This is a genomic window from Gemmatimonadota bacterium, from assembly GCA_016704275.1.
Classification (GTDB): domain Bacteria; phylum Gemmatimonadota; class Gemmatimonadetes; order Gemmatimonadales; family GWC2-71-9; genus Palsa-1233.
Genome location: JADJAK010000002.1, coordinates 449133 through 464302 on the forward strand (window position 1 = coordinate 449133; position 15170 = coordinate 464302).

General features: G+C 69.0%; 16 protein-coding genes. 9 read left to right on the forward strand and 7 right to left on the reverse strand.

From position 1 onward, the window contains the following. Together IPG05_05865 and IPG05_05870 are read left to right on the forward strand one after the other, a co-directional pair. Window positions 1-558: a hypothetical protein gene (locus IPG05_05865; GenBank protein MBK6494610.1), complete on the forward strand. Its 558-nt coding sequence runs from the start codon at window positions 1-3 to the stop codon at window positions 556-558. Beyond that, a complete protein-coding gene (locus IPG05_05870; GenBank protein MBK6494611.1) occupies window positions 555-2048 on the forward strand; it encodes a chorismate-binding protein in 1494 nt (497 codons plus the stop codon). The genes IPG05_05865 and IPG05_05870 overlap by 4 nt, the downstream gene beginning before the upstream one ends. A gap of 141 nt (window positions 2049-2189) precedes the next feature. On the opposite strand, the gene maf is transcribed toward IPG05_05870, so the two are convergent. Together maf and IPG05_05880 are read right to left on the reverse strand one after the other, a co-directional pair. Then, window positions 2190-2759: a septum formation inhibitor Maf gene (maf, locus tag IPG05_05875; GenBank protein MBK6494612.1), complete on the reverse strand. Its 570-nt coding sequence runs from the start codon at window positions 2757-2759 to the stop codon at window positions 2190-2192. Beyond that, window positions 2756-3202: a D-tyrosyl-tRNA(Tyr) deacylase gene (locus tag IPG05_05880; protein MBK6494613.1), complete on the reverse strand. Its 447-nt coding sequence runs from the start codon at window positions 3200-3202 to the stop codon at window positions 2756-2758. Before IPG05_05880 ends, maf begins: the two co-directional genes overlap by 4 nt. Window positions 3203-3302: 100 nt before the next feature. On the opposite strand from IPG05_05880, the gene IPG05_05885 reads away from it, so the two are divergent. Then, entirely contained in the window at window positions 3303-3905 is a 603-nt protein-coding gene (locus tag IPG05_05885) for a hypothetical protein (GenBank protein MBK6494614.1), read from the forward strand. Window positions 3906-3912: 7 nt separating this feature from the next. Here IPG05_05885 and IPG05_05890 read toward each other — a convergent pair whose 3' ends face one another. From IPG05_05890 to glmM, 3 genes are all read right to left on the reverse strand, one after another. Then, complete coding sequence (locus tag IPG05_05890; protein ID MBK6494615.1) at window positions 3913-4251, reverse strand: winged helix-turn-helix transcriptional regulator; 339 nt, start codon at window positions 4249-4251, stop codon at window positions 3913-3915. 80 nt (window positions 4252-4331) lie between these two features. After that, window positions 4332-6158 (reverse strand): glutamine--fructose-6-phosphate transaminase (isomerizing), encoded by a 1827-nt coding sequence (glmS, locus tag IPG05_05895; protein ID MBK6494616.1) that lies wholly within the window; start codon window positions 6156-6158, stop codon window positions 4332-4334. A 20-nt stretch (window positions 6159-6178) separates the two neighbouring features. Next, window positions 6179-7540 carry a phosphoglucosamine mutase gene (glmM, locus tag IPG05_05900; GenBank protein MBK6494617.1) on the reverse strand — a complete coding sequence of 454 codons (1362 nt, stop codon included), beginning with the start codon at window positions 7538-7540 and terminating at the stop codon, window positions 6179-6181. A gap of 142 nt (window positions 7541-7682) precedes the next feature. Between glmM and IPG05_05905 the strand changes: the two genes are divergently transcribed. From IPG05_05905 to IPG05_05930, 6 genes are all read left to right on the forward strand, one after another. Beyond that, complete coding sequence (locus IPG05_05905) at window positions 7683-8852, forward strand: cystathionine gamma-synthase (protein ID MBK6494618.1); 1170 nt, start codon at window positions 7683-7685, stop codon at window positions 8850-8852. 68 nt (window positions 8853-8920) lie between these two features. Continuing rightward, window positions 8921-9946 carry a M48 family metallopeptidase gene (locus IPG05_05910; GenBank protein MBK6494619.1) on the forward strand — a complete coding sequence of 342 codons (1026 nt, stop codon included), beginning with the start codon at window positions 8921-8923 and terminating at the stop codon, window positions 9944-9946. Next, window positions 9943-11211: a phosphoribosylamine--glycine ligase gene (purD, locus tag IPG05_05915; GenBank protein ID MBK6494620.1), complete on the forward strand. Its 1269-nt coding sequence runs from the start codon at window positions 9943-9945 to the stop codon at window positions 11209-11211. The genes IPG05_05910 and purD overlap by 4 nt, the downstream gene beginning before the upstream one ends. A gap of 30 nt (window positions 11212-11241) precedes the next feature. Then, a complete protein-coding gene (mutM, locus tag IPG05_05920) occupies window positions 11242-12066 on the forward strand; it encodes a bifunctional DNA-formamidopyrimidine glycosylase/DNA-(apurinic or apyrimidinic site) lyase (GenBank protein MBK6494621.1) in 825 nt (274 codons plus the stop codon). A 101-nt stretch (window positions 12067-12167) separates the two neighbouring features. Continuing rightward, window positions 12168-13283 (forward strand): nuclease, encoded by a 1116-nt coding sequence (locus tag IPG05_05925; protein MBK6494622.1) that lies wholly within the window; start codon window positions 12168-12170, stop codon window positions 13281-13283. A gap of 128 nt (window positions 13284-13411) precedes the next feature. Beyond that, window positions 13412-13876 carry a hypothetical protein gene (locus IPG05_05930; GenBank protein ID MBK6494623.1) on the forward strand — a complete coding sequence of 155 codons (465 nt, stop codon included), beginning with the start codon at window positions 13412-13414 and terminating at the stop codon, window positions 13874-13876. A 176-nt stretch (window positions 13877-14052) separates the two neighbouring features. Here IPG05_05930 and IPG05_05935 read toward each other — a convergent pair whose 3' ends face one another. Together IPG05_05935 and IPG05_05940 are read right to left on the reverse strand one after the other, a co-directional pair. Further along, window positions 14053-14547: a metallophosphoesterase family protein gene (locus tag IPG05_05935; GenBank protein MBK6494624.1), complete on the reverse strand. Its 495-nt coding sequence runs from the start codon at window positions 14545-14547 to the stop codon at window positions 14053-14055. Window position 14548: 1 nt separating this feature from the next. Beyond that, window positions 14549-15127, reverse strand: coding sequence for a UbiX family flavin prenyltransferase (locus IPG05_05940; GenBank protein ID MBK6494625.1), 579 nt, complete (start codon window positions 15125-15127; stop codon window positions 14549-14551). Window positions 15128-15170: the final 43 nt, after the last annotated feature.

Sequence of the window (15170 nt, forward strand, 5' to 3'; positions counted from 1 at the left end):
GTGCTTCTCGCGGTCGCCGCGTGCGGCGGCGCGCGCGCAGCGCGGCCCATCGGCGCCCCGCTGCCGACGGTCGGGAGCGGGGGTCCCCAGGCCCTGTCGAGCGTCTGGCCGCTCGACCGGCTCGGCCCGTCACCGATGGACACCACCGTGCGCTTCATGGCGCTCGTCGGACGGACGGTGGTCCTGCGTCGTCCCCGCCCCGACCTCTCGATCTTTGCCATCGTGACCTTCCCGCCAGGGTCGATGCGCGCCCGGCAGGGCGACAGCGTGACGGTGCAGATCCAGCCGACGCCGGGCCGCTATGGCTTCACCTTGACGAGCTCGGACTCGATGGCGACGGCGGCCGTCGGCACGTTCTCATACGCCGTGCACTTCGCCGCACCCGAGGGGGCGCTGGCGCGGTACCCGACCGCGACGCGCTTCGAGGCGGCGATGGGCGCGGCCGTGCTCGTGGATAGCGCGACGGCGCGCTTCCTCCCGAGCGATCGCCCCGCCGGCGACATGTTGCGCTTCGCCATCCTCGGCCCCGGCACCTACCTGCTCGCGGCTCCCCGATGACCGACACTCTCGCGCGCTGCCGCGCCGCCGCCGCCGCGGGATTCACGCGGGTCCCGCTCACGCGCGCGGTCGTCCTCGACGGCGACACCCCCGTCTCCGCCTTCCAGAAGCTGCACCGCGGCGACTATGGCTTCCTGCTCGAATCGCTCGAGGGTGGCGAGCGCTGGGCTCGCTACTGCTTCCTCGCGACCGAGCCCGAGGCGGTGTATCGCTATCGCGGCGCCTCGGCGGAGTGCCTGACGGCAACCACCCAGTGGGAACCGTTGGCGGCACCGTGCGATCCGCTCCATCACCTGAGTGCGTTGCTGCGGCACGACGAGGCAATGCCGGTCGATGGCTTGCCTCGCTTCACCGGCGGCGCGGTCGGCTTCTGGGGGTACGACGTCGTCCGCAGCATCGAGCATCTCCCCAATGCCCCGACCGATGACCGGGATCTCCCCGATGCGATCGCGATGGTCGTCGACACGCTGCTGGTGCTCGACAATCTCTTCCACCGCGCCCACGTGATCGCCAACGTCACCGTGGCCCCCGGGCTGGATGACGCCGAGCTGCAGCAACGCATCGCCGCCGCGGAGGCGAAGATGGCGGCGTGGATCGCGCGCCTTGCCGCCCCGGGGGCGCTGACGCCGTTGGTGCCGCAGGAGGTCGTGCCGCCGGCGATGGCCGCGCCCTACGCCGATGCCGACTATCGCCGGGATGTCGCGCGCTGCAAGGACTACATCGCCGCAGGCGACGCCTTTCAGATCGTCCTCTCCCGGCGGATGGAGCTGCACCCCGCGCCCGATCCGTTCCTGACGTATCGCTGGCTGCGCGCCCTCAATCCCGCCCCGTACTGCTACTTCCTCGCCCTCGGTCCGGTCCAGATCGCGGGGGCCTCGCCGGAGGTGCTGGTGCGCGTGGAAGCCGGCGACGTGACGGTGCGGCCAATCGCCGGCACGCGTCCGCGCGGTCGCGACGTGGAGCAGGACCTCGCGATGGAGGCCGAACTCCGCGCCGACGCGAAGGAATGTGCCGAACACCTGATGCTCGTCGATCTCGGCCGCAACGATGTCGGCCGCGTGGCGGAGTATGGCACTGTCCGCGTGGTGCAGCAGATGGTGGTGGAGCGCTACTCGCGGGTGATGCACCTGGTGAGTGAAGTGCGCGGCACGCTGCGCGCCGGCCTCGATGCACTCGACGCGCTAGCCGCGACCTTTCCGGCGGGCACCGTCAGCGGCGCGCCGAAGGTGCGCGCGATGCAGATCATCGACGAACTCGAGCCCACGCGGCGCGGCCCCTACGCGGGCGCCGTCGGCTACGTCGGCTACGGCGCGCGCACGCTCGATACGGCCATCGCGATCCGCACCGTCGTCTTCACCGGCGGCACCGCCTATGTGCAGGCCGGCGCCGGCATCGTGGCCGATTCAGTGCCGCAGGCAGAATTCGAGGAAACGGAGGCGAAGGCGGGTGCGGTGGTGACGGCGTTGGCGCTTGCAGGTCGTAAGTCGTAGGTCGTAGGTCGTATGTCCTGCAGACCTGTCATCCCGAGCAACGCGAGGAGCCTGCCCTGAACGCAGTGAAGGGATCTGCGTATCGCCATCACGCAGGTCCCTCACTTCGTTCGGGATGACTTACGACTTACGACCTACGACTTACGACTCAAACAAATACCGATACCCCGCCTGCTCCAGCAGCTCAAGCACCAACCGCACCGGCAGCCCCATCACGCTGAAGAAGTCCCCCTCGATCCGCTCCACCAGCGCCGCGCCGTACCCCTGAATGCCGTAGCTCCCCGCCTTGTCCATCGGTTCGCCGGTGGCGACATAGGCGCGCAGGGTCGCGTCATCGGCCGCGCGGAAGACCACGGCGGTCTCGTCGCTCGCTTCGAACTCGTGCCCCTGGCTGATCAGGCAGATCGAGGTGATCACCGTGTGCCGCCGTCCCTGCAGGCGGGAGAGCATCGCGACGGCGTCTTCGGTGTCGACCGGCTTCTCGAGAATCTCGCCGTCGAGCACCACGATCGTGTCGGCGCCGAGGACGAGCTCGCCCGGCACGGCGCGCGCCTTGTCGCGCGCGAGTCGGCGCGAATAGGCGGCCGGCGTCTCGCGCGGGAGGGGAATCTCCTGCACGTCGGAGGGAGTCACCAGGATCGGGAGGTGGAGCATCTCGAGCAGTTGCCGACGCCGCGGGGAGGCGGACGCGAGCACCAGGGTCGGCATCATGCGGGAGCGCGCTCCAGGATCAGGGTGACGGGACCATCGTTGACCAGCGCGACCTGCATGTCGGCACCAAACTCGCCGCTGGCGACGGTGAGTCCGGCAGTGCGGAGGGCGTCGAGAAAGGCCTCGTACAGCGGAATCGCCTCCTCCGGCCGCGCCGCCCCGATGAAGGAGGGCCGTCGCCCCTTGCTGGCGTCGCCGTAGAGCGTGAACTGCGACACGACCAGCACTGCCCCGCCGATGGCCGCGAGGTCGAGATTCATCTTCCCCTCCGCATCGCCGAAGAGTCGCAGCCCTGCGACCTTGTCGGCCAGCCAGAGCGCCTCGGTGCGGCTGTCGCCCGGCGCCACCCCGACGAGAAGGAGGAAGCCGCGGCCTACTTCGCCGGTGACACGACCAGCAATGGTGACTGAGGCGTGGCTGACTCGCTGCAGGACAATGCGCATGACGAAAAGATAGCCAAGGCAGTGGCCGGAGCCGCCCCCGCGTTGAGGGGCCGTTGAGCGTCACGGGCGATGATGCGGCACCCCTCGTCCCGGAGCCGTCATGTCCCGTCTGCTGGTCCTCGTCGTCGCGTCGTTGTGGTTGCTTGTGTACCCGCTCGCGGCTCAGCGGGAGCTCTCCCTGCTCAGTCTCACCGGCAACGCGGCGGGCCACGCCCGGGCCGATGCCGACCCGGATCGCCCCACCATCGCCCCCGATCACCCCGCGTCGTGGCAGCTCGGCGTGGCGCACGACCGTGGCCCCTGGCGTGCAGCCCTGCTGCTGCGGCACGCACAGGCCGACCTCGCCATCCGCGGGACGCAGAGCGCCGTCCTCACGCGCGACGCCATCCGCTCGTGGCGGGTGGGTGTCGAGGTCGGGCCTCGGGTGGCCGGAGCGCCGGGCGGAGCGACGGTGCACCTGCTGACGGGAATCGCCGCCGCACGAACCACCTTCCCCGTGACCGGCGGCGACCCGCGCACGGTGGTCGTGGGACTGCTCGCGGTGCTGGGGCAGGTACCGGTGACGCCACGATGGGCCGTCGTGGTGCGCGGCGAGGGCGGGATCGGCGGCGCCCTCTTTGACGCGGACGAACTGCCGCCCGGCTACGCGGTGCGCGCCGGGCGGGAATGGAGCCTCGGGGTCGGGCTGGGGTGGCGGCCGTGAGGCGGGTTCAGCGCCCGCCGCCGAGCAGCTTCTTCTGGGCCGCCAGGTCACGCTCCAACCGGCCGCACATCAAGTCACACAGCTGGAAGACCTCGCGATCGGACAGGCGATACCAGGTGAAGAGGCCGTCCTTTCGGCGCGCGACGTAGCCGTGCGCGTGCAACTGCTGGAGGTGCTTGGAGACGTTGGCCTGCCCCAGGCCGGTCGTCGTCACCAGGTCCGTCACGGTGGCCTCGCCCTCGCGGAGCGCCTGCAGGAGGCGCAACCGCGTGGGGTCGCCGAGCAGCTTGAAGCGCTCGGCGACCCATTCGAGAATGGCGGGCGTCATCGTGATCTTGGCCATCATCCCTCCGGTGTTGAATCACTGAACAACCAGAGAGTAATATAGTTGTAGACTCCCCGGGGCCGCCAGCCCCGGGCCCCCCGTCACTCCACCGTGACCGACTTCGCGAGGTTGCGGGGCTGGTCCACGTTGCACCCGCGCAGGACCGCCACGTAGTACGAGAAGAGCTGCAGGGGAATCACCGTGAGCACCGGCGTGAGCAGGTCGAGCGTCTCCGGCACGATGAAGGTCGCCTCGGCCAGCTTGGCGATCTCTTCGTCGCCGGCGTTGACGATCGCGATCACCCGGCCGCCGCGTGCGCGGACTTCCTGGATGTTCGAGACGATCTTGCCGTGCACCGCATCGCGCGGCGCGACCACCACGACCGGCATGTTCTCGTCGATGAGGGCGATCGGCCCGTGCTTCATCTCCGCCGCCGGGTACCCCTCGGCGTGGATGTAGGAAATCTCCTTCATCTTGAGCGCGCCCTCGAGCGCCGCCGGGAAGTTCACCCCACGACCGAGGTACAAGGCGTTGCTCGACTCGGCAAACTTCTCGGCGAGCACCTTGAGTTCGTCGGCGCGGTCCAGGATCTCGCGGACCTGCGAGGGGAGCTTGGAGAGCGCCTCGACGTACCGACGTCCCTCGAGCAGCGACATGTTCTTGAGCCGCGCAAAGCGCAGCGTCACCATCGCCAGCGCCACGACCTGCGAGGTGAACGCCTTGGTGCTCGCGACGCCGATCTCGGGGCCGCAGCGCAGGTAGAGGCCGCCATCGACCTCGCGCGCGATGGTCGACCCGACGACGTTCACCAGGCCGATGGTGCGCGCGCCGCGCTGCTTCGCCTCGAGGAGCGCCGCCAGCGTGTCGGCGGTCTCGCCAGACTGCGAGATCGCGATCACCAGCGTGTCCGGATCGACGATCGGATTGCGGTAGCGGAATTCCGACGCGTACTCGACCTCGGTCGGGATGCGGGCCAGCTCCTCGATCATGTACTTGCCGATCAGCGCCGAGTGCCACGAAGTGCCGCAGGCGGTGATGATGATCCGCTTGATCTGCTTGGCCTCGTCGTCGGACAGCTTGAGGCCGTACACGCGCACGTTGCCGCTCTCCTCGAGCAGGTGGCCGCGCATCGTGTTCTCGAGCGACTCCGGTTGTTCGAAGATTTCCTTGAGCATGAAGTGCTCGAAGCCGCCACGCTCGATCGTCGCGAGGTCCCACTCGATCTCGTTGATCGGCTTGTCCACATGGCGCGACGTCAGCGTGCGCACCCGGTAGCCATCGGCCGTCAGCACGGCGAGCTCGCCGTTGTCGAGATAGATGACCTGACGCGTGTGCTCGAGCAGCGCCGACTGGTCGGAGGCGACGAGGTTCTCGCCGTCGCCGATGCCGAGGATGATCGGCGAGCCGTTGCGGGCCACGATCAGCACGTCGGGCTCGTCGCTGGAGATCACGCAGATGCCGTAGGCGCCGTTCACGTCACGCAGTGCCGACGCGACGGCCTCTTCCAGGTTGCCCTCGTAGAAGGCGCCGACCAGGTGGGCCAGCACTTCGGTGTCGGTCTCGGAGGTGAAGACGTGGCCGCGCGCCAGGAGCGCCTTCTTGATCGAGGCGGCGTTCTCGATGATGCCGTTGTGGATCAGGGCGATCTTGCCGCTCTGGTCGGTGTGCGGGTGGGCGTTGGGCGTCGTCGGGCCGCCGTGGGTTGCCCAGCGGGTGTGGCCGATGCCGGTGGTGCCCTTCGGCTCGTTCCCGTCGATCTCGTCGGCGAGGATGCCGAGCTTGCCGGCCGCCTTTCGGATATCGAGCGTCCCCCCGTCGAGGACCGCGATGCCGGCGGAGTCATAGCCGCGGTATTCCATCCGACGCAGACCATCCATGAGAATCTTGGAGGCCTGCCGGGGTCCCACATATCCGACGATACCGCACATGGCTCAACTCCTTGGGGGCCTCAGCGCGCGGCGCGGGCCTGGGCAATCAGGGCTTCTGCCTCGGCCGCCGTCGGCGCCTCGGCAATCAGACGAACAATCGGTTCCGTTCCCGAGGGACGGACGTGGAGCCAGCGATCAGACCAGGCCAGGCGCAGGCCGTCGCGGTCATCGGCCTCGGCATCGGGCCACTGGGCCCGGAGCGCGGCATACTGGGCCGCCAGATCCCCACCCCGCGGCGCCTTCGCCTTGACGATGACGTACCTGGGGGCGGAACGCACCACGGCCCCGAGCTGTTCCCCGGTCGCGGCCAGGTATTGCAAGATGAGGGCCGCCCCCAGCGGGGCGTCCCGCCCCACGTGGAGGGCCGGCAGGATCACGCCGCCGTTCCCCTCCCCGCCAATGACGGCGCCTTCCGCCACGATCGCCCGCGCCACGTTGGCCTCCCCGACCGGTGCCCGGACGAACCGCGCCCCGCCCGAGCGGGCCGCATCCTCCACCACCAGCGAGGTCGAGAGGTTGACGACCACGGTCTGGGGGCCGCTGCCGGCTGGCTGCCGGGCAAGCACCGCCCGGGTCGCCACGGCCAGGGTGTAGTCCTCGCCAATGGGGGTCCCCGACTCGTCCACCAGAGCCAGCCGATCGACATCCGGGTCGACCGCCATGCCGAGGTCGGCGCCGGAGGCCCGGACCAGCTCGCCCAGTGCGCCGAGGTTTTCGGGGATCGGTTCGGGCTCGCGGGGGAAGCGCCCGTCGGTCTCGAGGTTGATCCCGGTCACCCGGACGCCGAGGCGGTCGAACAGCGCCAGCATCGAGGGCGCGCCCGCGCCGCGCACGCAGTCGAGCGCGACGTGGAACTTGGCGGCGCGGATCGCCTCGACGTCGATCTCGGGAAGTGCCAGGATGGCATCGAGGTGCCGCGCGACGGCGTCCGGGTCATCTCGGCGGGTGCCGATGGTATCCCAGCCGCTCCGCGGCGGTCCCTCGTCGGCCAGTCGGCGCACCATCCCACCGGACTCGGCGTCGAGGAAGATGCCGTCCGGGCCGACGAACTTCAGCGCGTTCCACTCGATCGGATTGTGGCTCGCCGTCAGGATCAGTCCGGCGCCGGCATGATGATGCTCGACCGCCATCTGCACCGTCGGCGTCGGCACCATGCCGACGTCGATCACGTCGACACCGACCGATTGGAAGCCGGCCGTCGCCGCGAGGGTGAACATCGGCCCCGACGTGCGCGCATCGCGGCCGATCACGACACTCGAGCCGCCCCGGCTGCGCACCCAGGCACCGAGCGCGGCGGCGTGACGGGCCACCAGTTCGGGAGTCAAATCGGTGCCGACATGCCCGCGCATGCCGGAGACGGAGATCATCAGGGTTTCGGACATCGGCAGACCGACCTCGGGGCTGGGAAATCGTGCGCAATACGAGCTGCCGCAAGGTACCGGGTCCGGTCCGTGTTCCACAATCGCGCCTTGCCCCAAGTTGCTGCGGGACATAAGCTTCGGCCTTCCCTCGCCCGGTCGGCTGATGACCCGTTTGCCCGAAGCGCACACCACACAGCAGCTCGCGACACTCGCCGTGCACGCCGGCCAGCTTCCCGACCCGGTGGCCGGCGCCGTGATGCCGCCGATCTTCCAGACCTCGACGTATGTGCAGGACGCCCTCGGCGTGCCGCACAACGGCTACGAGTACGCCCGGACCGCCAACCCGACCCGCGAGGCGCTGGAGCGGAACCTCGCGGCGCTCGAAGGCGGCCTCCACGGCTTCGCCTTCGGCTCGGGACTCGCGGCACTCGACACCGTCCTCAAGCTGCTGAAGTCGGGCGACCACGTGGTGGTCGGAAGCAACGTCTACGGTGGCAGTCACCGGCTGATGCAGCGGGTCTACGAGAACTTCGGCGTCGCCTTCACCTTCGTCGACATGCGTGAGGTCGCGAACATCGAGGCCGCGCTCCGTCCGACGACGCGGATGCTGTACTGCGAGACGCCGACCAACCCGATGATGTTCCTCACCGACCTGCGCGCGGTGGGCGACCTGGCGCAGGCCCACGGCCTGCTGCTCGTGGTCGACAACACCTTTGCGACGCCGATCCTGCAACGCCCGCTCGCGCTCGGCGCCGACATCGTCCTCCACTCCACCACCAAGTATCTCAACGGCCACTCCGACATGGTCGGCGGCGCCCTGGTGACGGCGCGCGAGGACCTGGGTGAGCGAATCGGCTTCCTGCAGAATGCCGCCGGCGGCATCCCTGGTCCGTTCGATTGCTGGTTGGCGCTGCGCGGCATCAAGACACTGCCGCTCCGCATGCGCGCCCACTGCGACAGCGCCGGGAAACTGGCGACCTGGCTCGCCGGGCGATCGGATGTGCAGCACGTGTATTACCCCGGACTGCCCGACCATCCCCAGCACGCGCTGGCGAAGGCGCAGATGAGCGGCTTCGGCGGGATGATCTCCATTGAACTCGGCTCGCTCGAACGGGCGCGCCGCGTGGTCGAGTCGACGCATCTCTTCGCCTTGGCGGAGTCGCTCGGCGGCGTCGAGTCATTGATCGGTCACCCGGCGACGATGACCCACGCCTCGGTCCCCAAGGCGCTGCGGGACGAGATGGGGCTGACCGACTCGCTGGTGCGGCTCTCGGTCGGGATCGAGGACCTTGGCGACCTGCAGGCGGACCTGGACAAGGCGCTCTCCGTCTGACGATGCACGATGAAACAGGGCCGTCCCCCGCTGCGTAGGGGGGCGGAACCTCAACGCACGAGCCTCTGATGACCTCGCTTCCGGCTGCCCGTCCCCGCATTGCCCTCCCCGACATCTCGGCGGTCGCGTGGGAGCATCCGGCCGATCGCGCCGCGCTGCAGACCCTCCGCGCCGTGCCCGGCGTCGACGAGGTGATTCGCAAGATTCTCGGCATGCTCGGCGGGGAGCGCGGCATCCGCCTCCTCTTCCAGGGCAATGCGGTCCGCGTCGGGCCCACCCAGTTCCCGCTCCTCTGGGCGCTGCACGTCGAGAACTGTTCCACCTTCGGGTGGGAAAAGATTCCTGAGCTCTACGTCACCCAGACGCCGATCTTCAACGCCGGCGCGTACGGCATCGACGATCCGTTCATCGTGATCCACTCGTCGGCGCTCGAGTTGCTCGACACCGACGAGCAGCGCGTGCTGCTGGCGCATGAGCTCGGCCACGTGATCAGCGGGCATTCGCTCTATCGCACGATCGCGGCGATCATGGTGATGATCTCCCTCGGCGCGTTGCCGATGCTCGCGTCGCTCATCCTGTTGCCGGTCAAGTTTGCCTTCCTCGAGTGGTCACGGAAGTCGGAGCTCTCGGCCGACCGCGCCTCACTGCTCGGCTCGCAGGATCTGCAGGCGACGATGCGCCTCTTCATGAAGATGGCCGGCGGCGGCAACACGACGAACATCCGCCCGGGCGACCTCAACCTCGAGCCCTTCATGGTGCAGGCCAACGAGTACGCGTCCTCGAACGACGGCCTCGACGTGGTCTACAAGATCCTGAGCACCCTGTCGCTGACGCACCCGATGAACGTGGTGCGCGCCGCCGAGGTGCAGAAGTGGGTGCAGAGCGGCGACTACGAGCGCATTCTGCGCGGCGAGTACGTCCGGCGCGGCACCGAGCAGGCGGAGCGGCCGTTGCGCGATGACATGCACGACGCCAAGGAGCACTACAAGCAGGAGATCAAGGAAGTGGGCGAGCACCTGAAGAACGCGGCCAAGCGCGCCACCGAGCGCGCCAAGGAAGCCTTCCAGGAAGCGCGCGCGAAGGGTTCCGCGTGAGGCTGCTGGTCGTCGGCGGGGGCGGGCGCGAACATGCGCTCGCCCTCGCGCTCCTGCAGGACGATCCGTCCAACCAGATCTACGTCGCGCCGGGCAACCCCGGCACCGCCTCCTTCGCCACCAACCTCCCGATCGCCGCCGATGACATCGACCGCCTGGCCGATGCCACCGACGCACACGCCATCGACCTCGTGGTCGTCGGCCCCGAGGTGCCCCTCGCCCTCGGCCTCGCCGATCGGCTCCGGGCCGAGGGGCGCACCGTCTTCGGCCCGGTCGCCGCGGCCGCGCAGATCGAGTCGTCGAAGGCGTTCTCCAAGGACGTGATGTTCGCAGCCGGCGTACCGACCGCCGCGAGCGCCACCTTCAATGAGCTCGCCGCCGCGCTGGCGTACGTCGACGCGCACGCCGAGCCGCTGGTGGTGAAGGCGTCGGGGCTCGCCGCCGGGAAGGGCGCGGTGGTCTGTGCCACGCGCGCGGAGGCACGCGAGGCGTTGCAGGCGATGATGGGGGCGCATCAGCTCGGCGCTGCCGGCGACGTCGTGGTCGTCGAGGCATTTCTCGAGGGCGAAGAGCTGTCGGTGCTGGCGGTGACCAATGGCCGCGACGTGCGCATCCTGCCGCCGGCACAGGACCACAAGCGGATCGGCGAGGGCGACTCCGGGCCGAACACCGGCGGCATGGGCGCTTACACTCCCGTCGCGATCGCGACCCCCGCGGCAATGGCGCGCATCGAGCAGGAGGTCTTGCTGCCGACGCTGCGCGAACTCGAGCGGCGCGGCGCACCGTTCCGCGGCGTGCTCTACGCCGGCATCATGCTCCATCCCGACGGCACCCCCAATGTGGTGGAGTTCAATTGCCGCCTCGGCGATCCCGAGACAGAGGTGGTGCTCCCGCTGGTCCGCTCGGGACTCACGGCGTTGCTCGACGCCGCCGCGAAGGGTGAGCCACTCCCCGCGCTTGATCTCCGCAGCGACGCGGCCGTCACCACGGTGCTGGCGAGTGCCGGCTACCCGGAGTCGAGCCGGAAGGGCGATGCGATCACGATTCCGACCAGCCTCCCCGAGGGCGTAACCGTCTACCACGCAGGGACGGCCCTCCAAAGCGATGGTACCCTCGTCACCAACGGCGGCCGGGTCCTCGCGGTGACCGCCGTCGCACCGACCTTCGCCGACGCTCAGGCAAAGAGCCGCGCCGCCGCCGAGGCGATCCAGTTCGCAGGGAAGCAGTACCGACGCGACATCGGCTGGCGCGAGGCGAATCGATGATCGATCATCGATCATCGATCATCGATTCAGATGCCTGAACTGCCAGAAGTCGAAACCCTTGTTCGTCAATTGCGCGTCCGGCTGGTGGGGCGCCGCATCGTGTCGGCCGCGCTCCGCCATGACAACGTCCTCGACGGCGTGACCAAGGGCGTCCTGCTCCGCGGGCTCGCGGGGCGGACGATCACCGACGTGACCCGTCGTGCCAAGCACGCCCTCCTCCATACCGACAATAAGTTGCTCGCGGTGCAACCGGGGATGACGGGCTCGCTGCTGGTGTACGACCGCCCGATGTCGGAGGACGAGGATCGCTACGCGGTGCTGGTGTGCGCGCTCGACGATGGTGCGCTACTGGTCTATCGGGACGTGCGCCGTATCGGGACGCTGCGCTGGTGCGATGCCACGGCGTGGGCCACGTACGAGGCGCGCCTCGGTCCCGAGCCGCTCGACCCGGAGTTCACGGCAGAACGCTTTGCCGCTCGATTGGCCAAGTCACGCGCCGCGATCAAGAAGGTGCTGATGGACCAGCGCGTGGTGGTCGGCGTGGGGAACATCTACGCCACGGAGGCGCTCTTCGCGGCCGCGATTGATCCCTCAAAGCCCGCGAACAAGGTCCCGGCGGAGAAGCTGCTCGCCCTCCACGGCCACGTCGTCCGGATCCTCGACGCCGCCATCGCCAGCGAAGGCACCACCTTCCGCGACTACGTCTCCTCCACCGGCGCCCCGGGCAACTTCCAGCTCGAGCTCTACGTCTACGGCCGCGAGGGCGAGCCCTGCAAGGTCTGCGGCACGCGGTTGGTGATGACGCATGACATCGATGCACGGGGGACGGTGTTGTGTTGGAGGTGTCAGACGTAATCGAGAAGCGAGAGGCGAGAAGCGAGAAGCGAGGTCCGGCGGGGAGATCCGTCCCCTGACCTCGCTTCTCGCTTCTCGCTTCTCGCCCCTATCTGCCCCTGATGCGCTCCCTCGCGCTTCCCCTCCCCGCCACCGACCTCGAGGCGCTCCGCTTTCGGGTCAAGCGGCTTGCCGACGACCGTCCGGGCACCTACCGGATGCTCGGCGCCGATGGTCGCGTGTTGTACGTCGGCAAGGCGAAGGCGCTGCGCACCAGGCTGCTCTCGTATTTCCGGGCGTCGTACCCCGAGGACAAGGGGGCCCGGATCCTCCATGCGGCGAGCGACATCCGGATCGACCCGACCCCGAGCGAGTTCGCCGCGGCGCTGGCCGAGCTGGAGTTGATCCGGAAGTTCCGGCCGCCGTTCAACGTGGCGATGAACCGCAACAAGGCCGCCGGCTTCCTGGTGGTCACCGACGAACGGGCGCCACGACTGGTCTCGACGGCGGCCCCCGAGCGCTATCGGGGCCGGACCTACGGCCCCTTCCCCTCGCGCGCCCGCACCCTCGACGCGGCGCGAGTCCTGGCGGACCTCCTCGGCATTCGCGACTGCCGAGCCGACATGCCGGTCCACTACGCCGACCAGCAGGATCTCTTCTCCGACCCGATTCGCGCGGCCTGTCCGCGGTTTGATTTTGGCACCTGTCTCGGGCCCTGCGCGGGACTTGTGGCGGAGCCGGCGTATCGGACGCGCGCGGACCTGGCGGCGGCGTTCTGCGAGGGGCGCAGCATCGCCCCGATCGATCGGGTCGTCGCCTCGATGACGGAGCGCGCCGACGACGGCGACTTCGAGCGGGCGGCGTATTGGCGTGGAAAGTTCGAGTCGCTGGAGTGGCTGATGGCCGCCGTGGCGCGCAGCCGCGCCTCGCTGGAGGCGCTCTCGTTCGTCTATCGCGACCCCGGGGCCCGTGGCGATGCCCGGGCCTTCGTGATCGTCAGGGGCGAAGTGCGCGCCTGCTACCCCGACCCGGTCTCCCCGATCGAGCGGGAGGCCTTTGCCGGGGTAGTGGCGACGGAACTGGCGAAACCGCCGGAACCGATCGGCCGGGTCTCGCCGGAGCGACTGCATCAGCGCCTGCTGGTGATGTCCTGGTTCCGGAACCGACCGAATGCCTGGCGGTGGACGGTGCCGCTTGGTGAATGGGGAGGAATGGTGATCGATGATCGGCGGCGGTGACCAGTGACCTGTGACCTGTGACCTGTGACCAGGGTCCCTCGCTTCTCGCTTCGCGACCGCCGGTTCCACACTGAAACCATGTGCCTCCCCGCCTCGTCCGGGCTGAACCTTCAACCGGACTGACCCCGATGCGCTTCCTCGCCCCCGCCCTGCTCATGTTGGCCACCGCCCCCGTCGCCGCCCAGACAACCGCTCCGGCTGCCCCAGTTGCCGCCCCGGCTCCCGTCAAGCTGACGCCCGAGCAGGAAACGAAGCTCACCGCGCTCGGCAAGACCTACACGCGCTGGTTCTTTGCCGGGCTGGCCGACTCACTCGCGGGCGTCTTTGACGCCGGGATGCTGGCGAAGGCGGAGGGCGTGGCCGGGATCACCGCAATGATGCAGCAGATCTCCGAGCGAGCCGGTTTCCCGACCAAGGTGCTGGTCGAGAAGCTCACCTACCGGAACGGCATGCCGCAGTACTGGTACGAGGCGGAATTCAGCGAATTCTCCAATGAACCGGTGGTGGTCCGCTGGGTCATGAACGCCGAGGGAAAGGTCATCGGGAGCGGGATGAATCCGAAGAGCGCGGCGCCGAAGCCGGATGGGGTGTGATTCGTGAGTCGTGAGTCGTAAGTCGTAGGTCGTATGTCCTGCGACGACTGTCATCCCGAACGAAGTGAGGGACCTGCGTGCTGGCTGCCACGCAGGTCCCTCGCTTTGCTCGGGATGACGAACCCTTACGACTTACGACCTACGACACTAACGACTAACGACCAACGACTCGCCTCTCACTCCTCATCCGCCCCCGTCAACGGCACCAACCGTCCCCTCGGCGGAATCCCCGCTTCGAGCTCGAGAATTCCCACCGACGCCGGAATGTCGAAGCGGCGCGGCCCCGCCCCGCCCGGGTTCATCACCGTCACCACCACGTCCACGAGCTCGAGCTTGGGGATGTGCGTGTGCCCGTGGATCAGGATGTCCGCCGTCGGATACGCCGCATGGAATTCCTCGCTCGGCACGCCACGCCCGAACTGGTCGCCGTGCGTCACCACGATGTCGAAGCCGTCGAGCTCGATGCGCGCCACGCGCGGCAGCCGGGCGCGCACGTCGAAGCCGTCGGTATTGCCGAAGACGGCAGTGACCGGCGCGATTGCCTCGAGCTCGGTGATGATGTCGAGTGGTCCGACATCACCGGCATGGAGAATATGATCGACGCCGGCGAAGACCTCGAAGATCTCGGGGCGGAGCAAGCCATGGGTGTCGGCGATGATGCCGAGACGCATGTCAGCCGCCCCAGCGCGGCGCGAGGGCGATGTCGACGCCCAGGTGGTCGAGCATCCGCTGCACCATGAAGTCGACCAACTCGCTGATGGTGGTCGGCTGGTGGTAGAAGCCGGGCGCCGCCGGCATCACCGTTGCCCCCGCTTCGGTCACCGCGGTGAGGTTGCGGAGGTGGATCAGCGAGAACGGCGTCTCGCGCGGCACCAGCAGCAGCGGCCGCCGCTCCTTGAGCATCACGTCGGCGGCGCGCTCCACCAACGACCGCGACGTCCCACCGGCAATCGCGGCCACGGTGCCCATGGAGCAGGGGCAGATCACCATCCCGCGTGTCCGGTACGACCCCGATGCCGGCTTCGCGCCACGGTCGCCATCGTCGTACACGGTGATGCTCGACCAGTCGCCGCCGGTGGCCGTTTGCAGCGCGGCGAGGTCGCCGACTCCCGACTCGGTCTGCAAGAGCCGCCAGCCATGCGAGGAGACGATCAGGTCCACCGGCACCTGCGCCCGCGCGAGCACGTCGAGCAGCCGCACGGCGTAGGGGGCGCCGGAGGCGCCGGTGATGGCGAGGACGACGGGCAGCATGATCGGAAGACCCCGTGGGGGGATGATCGATGATGGAAGCGAG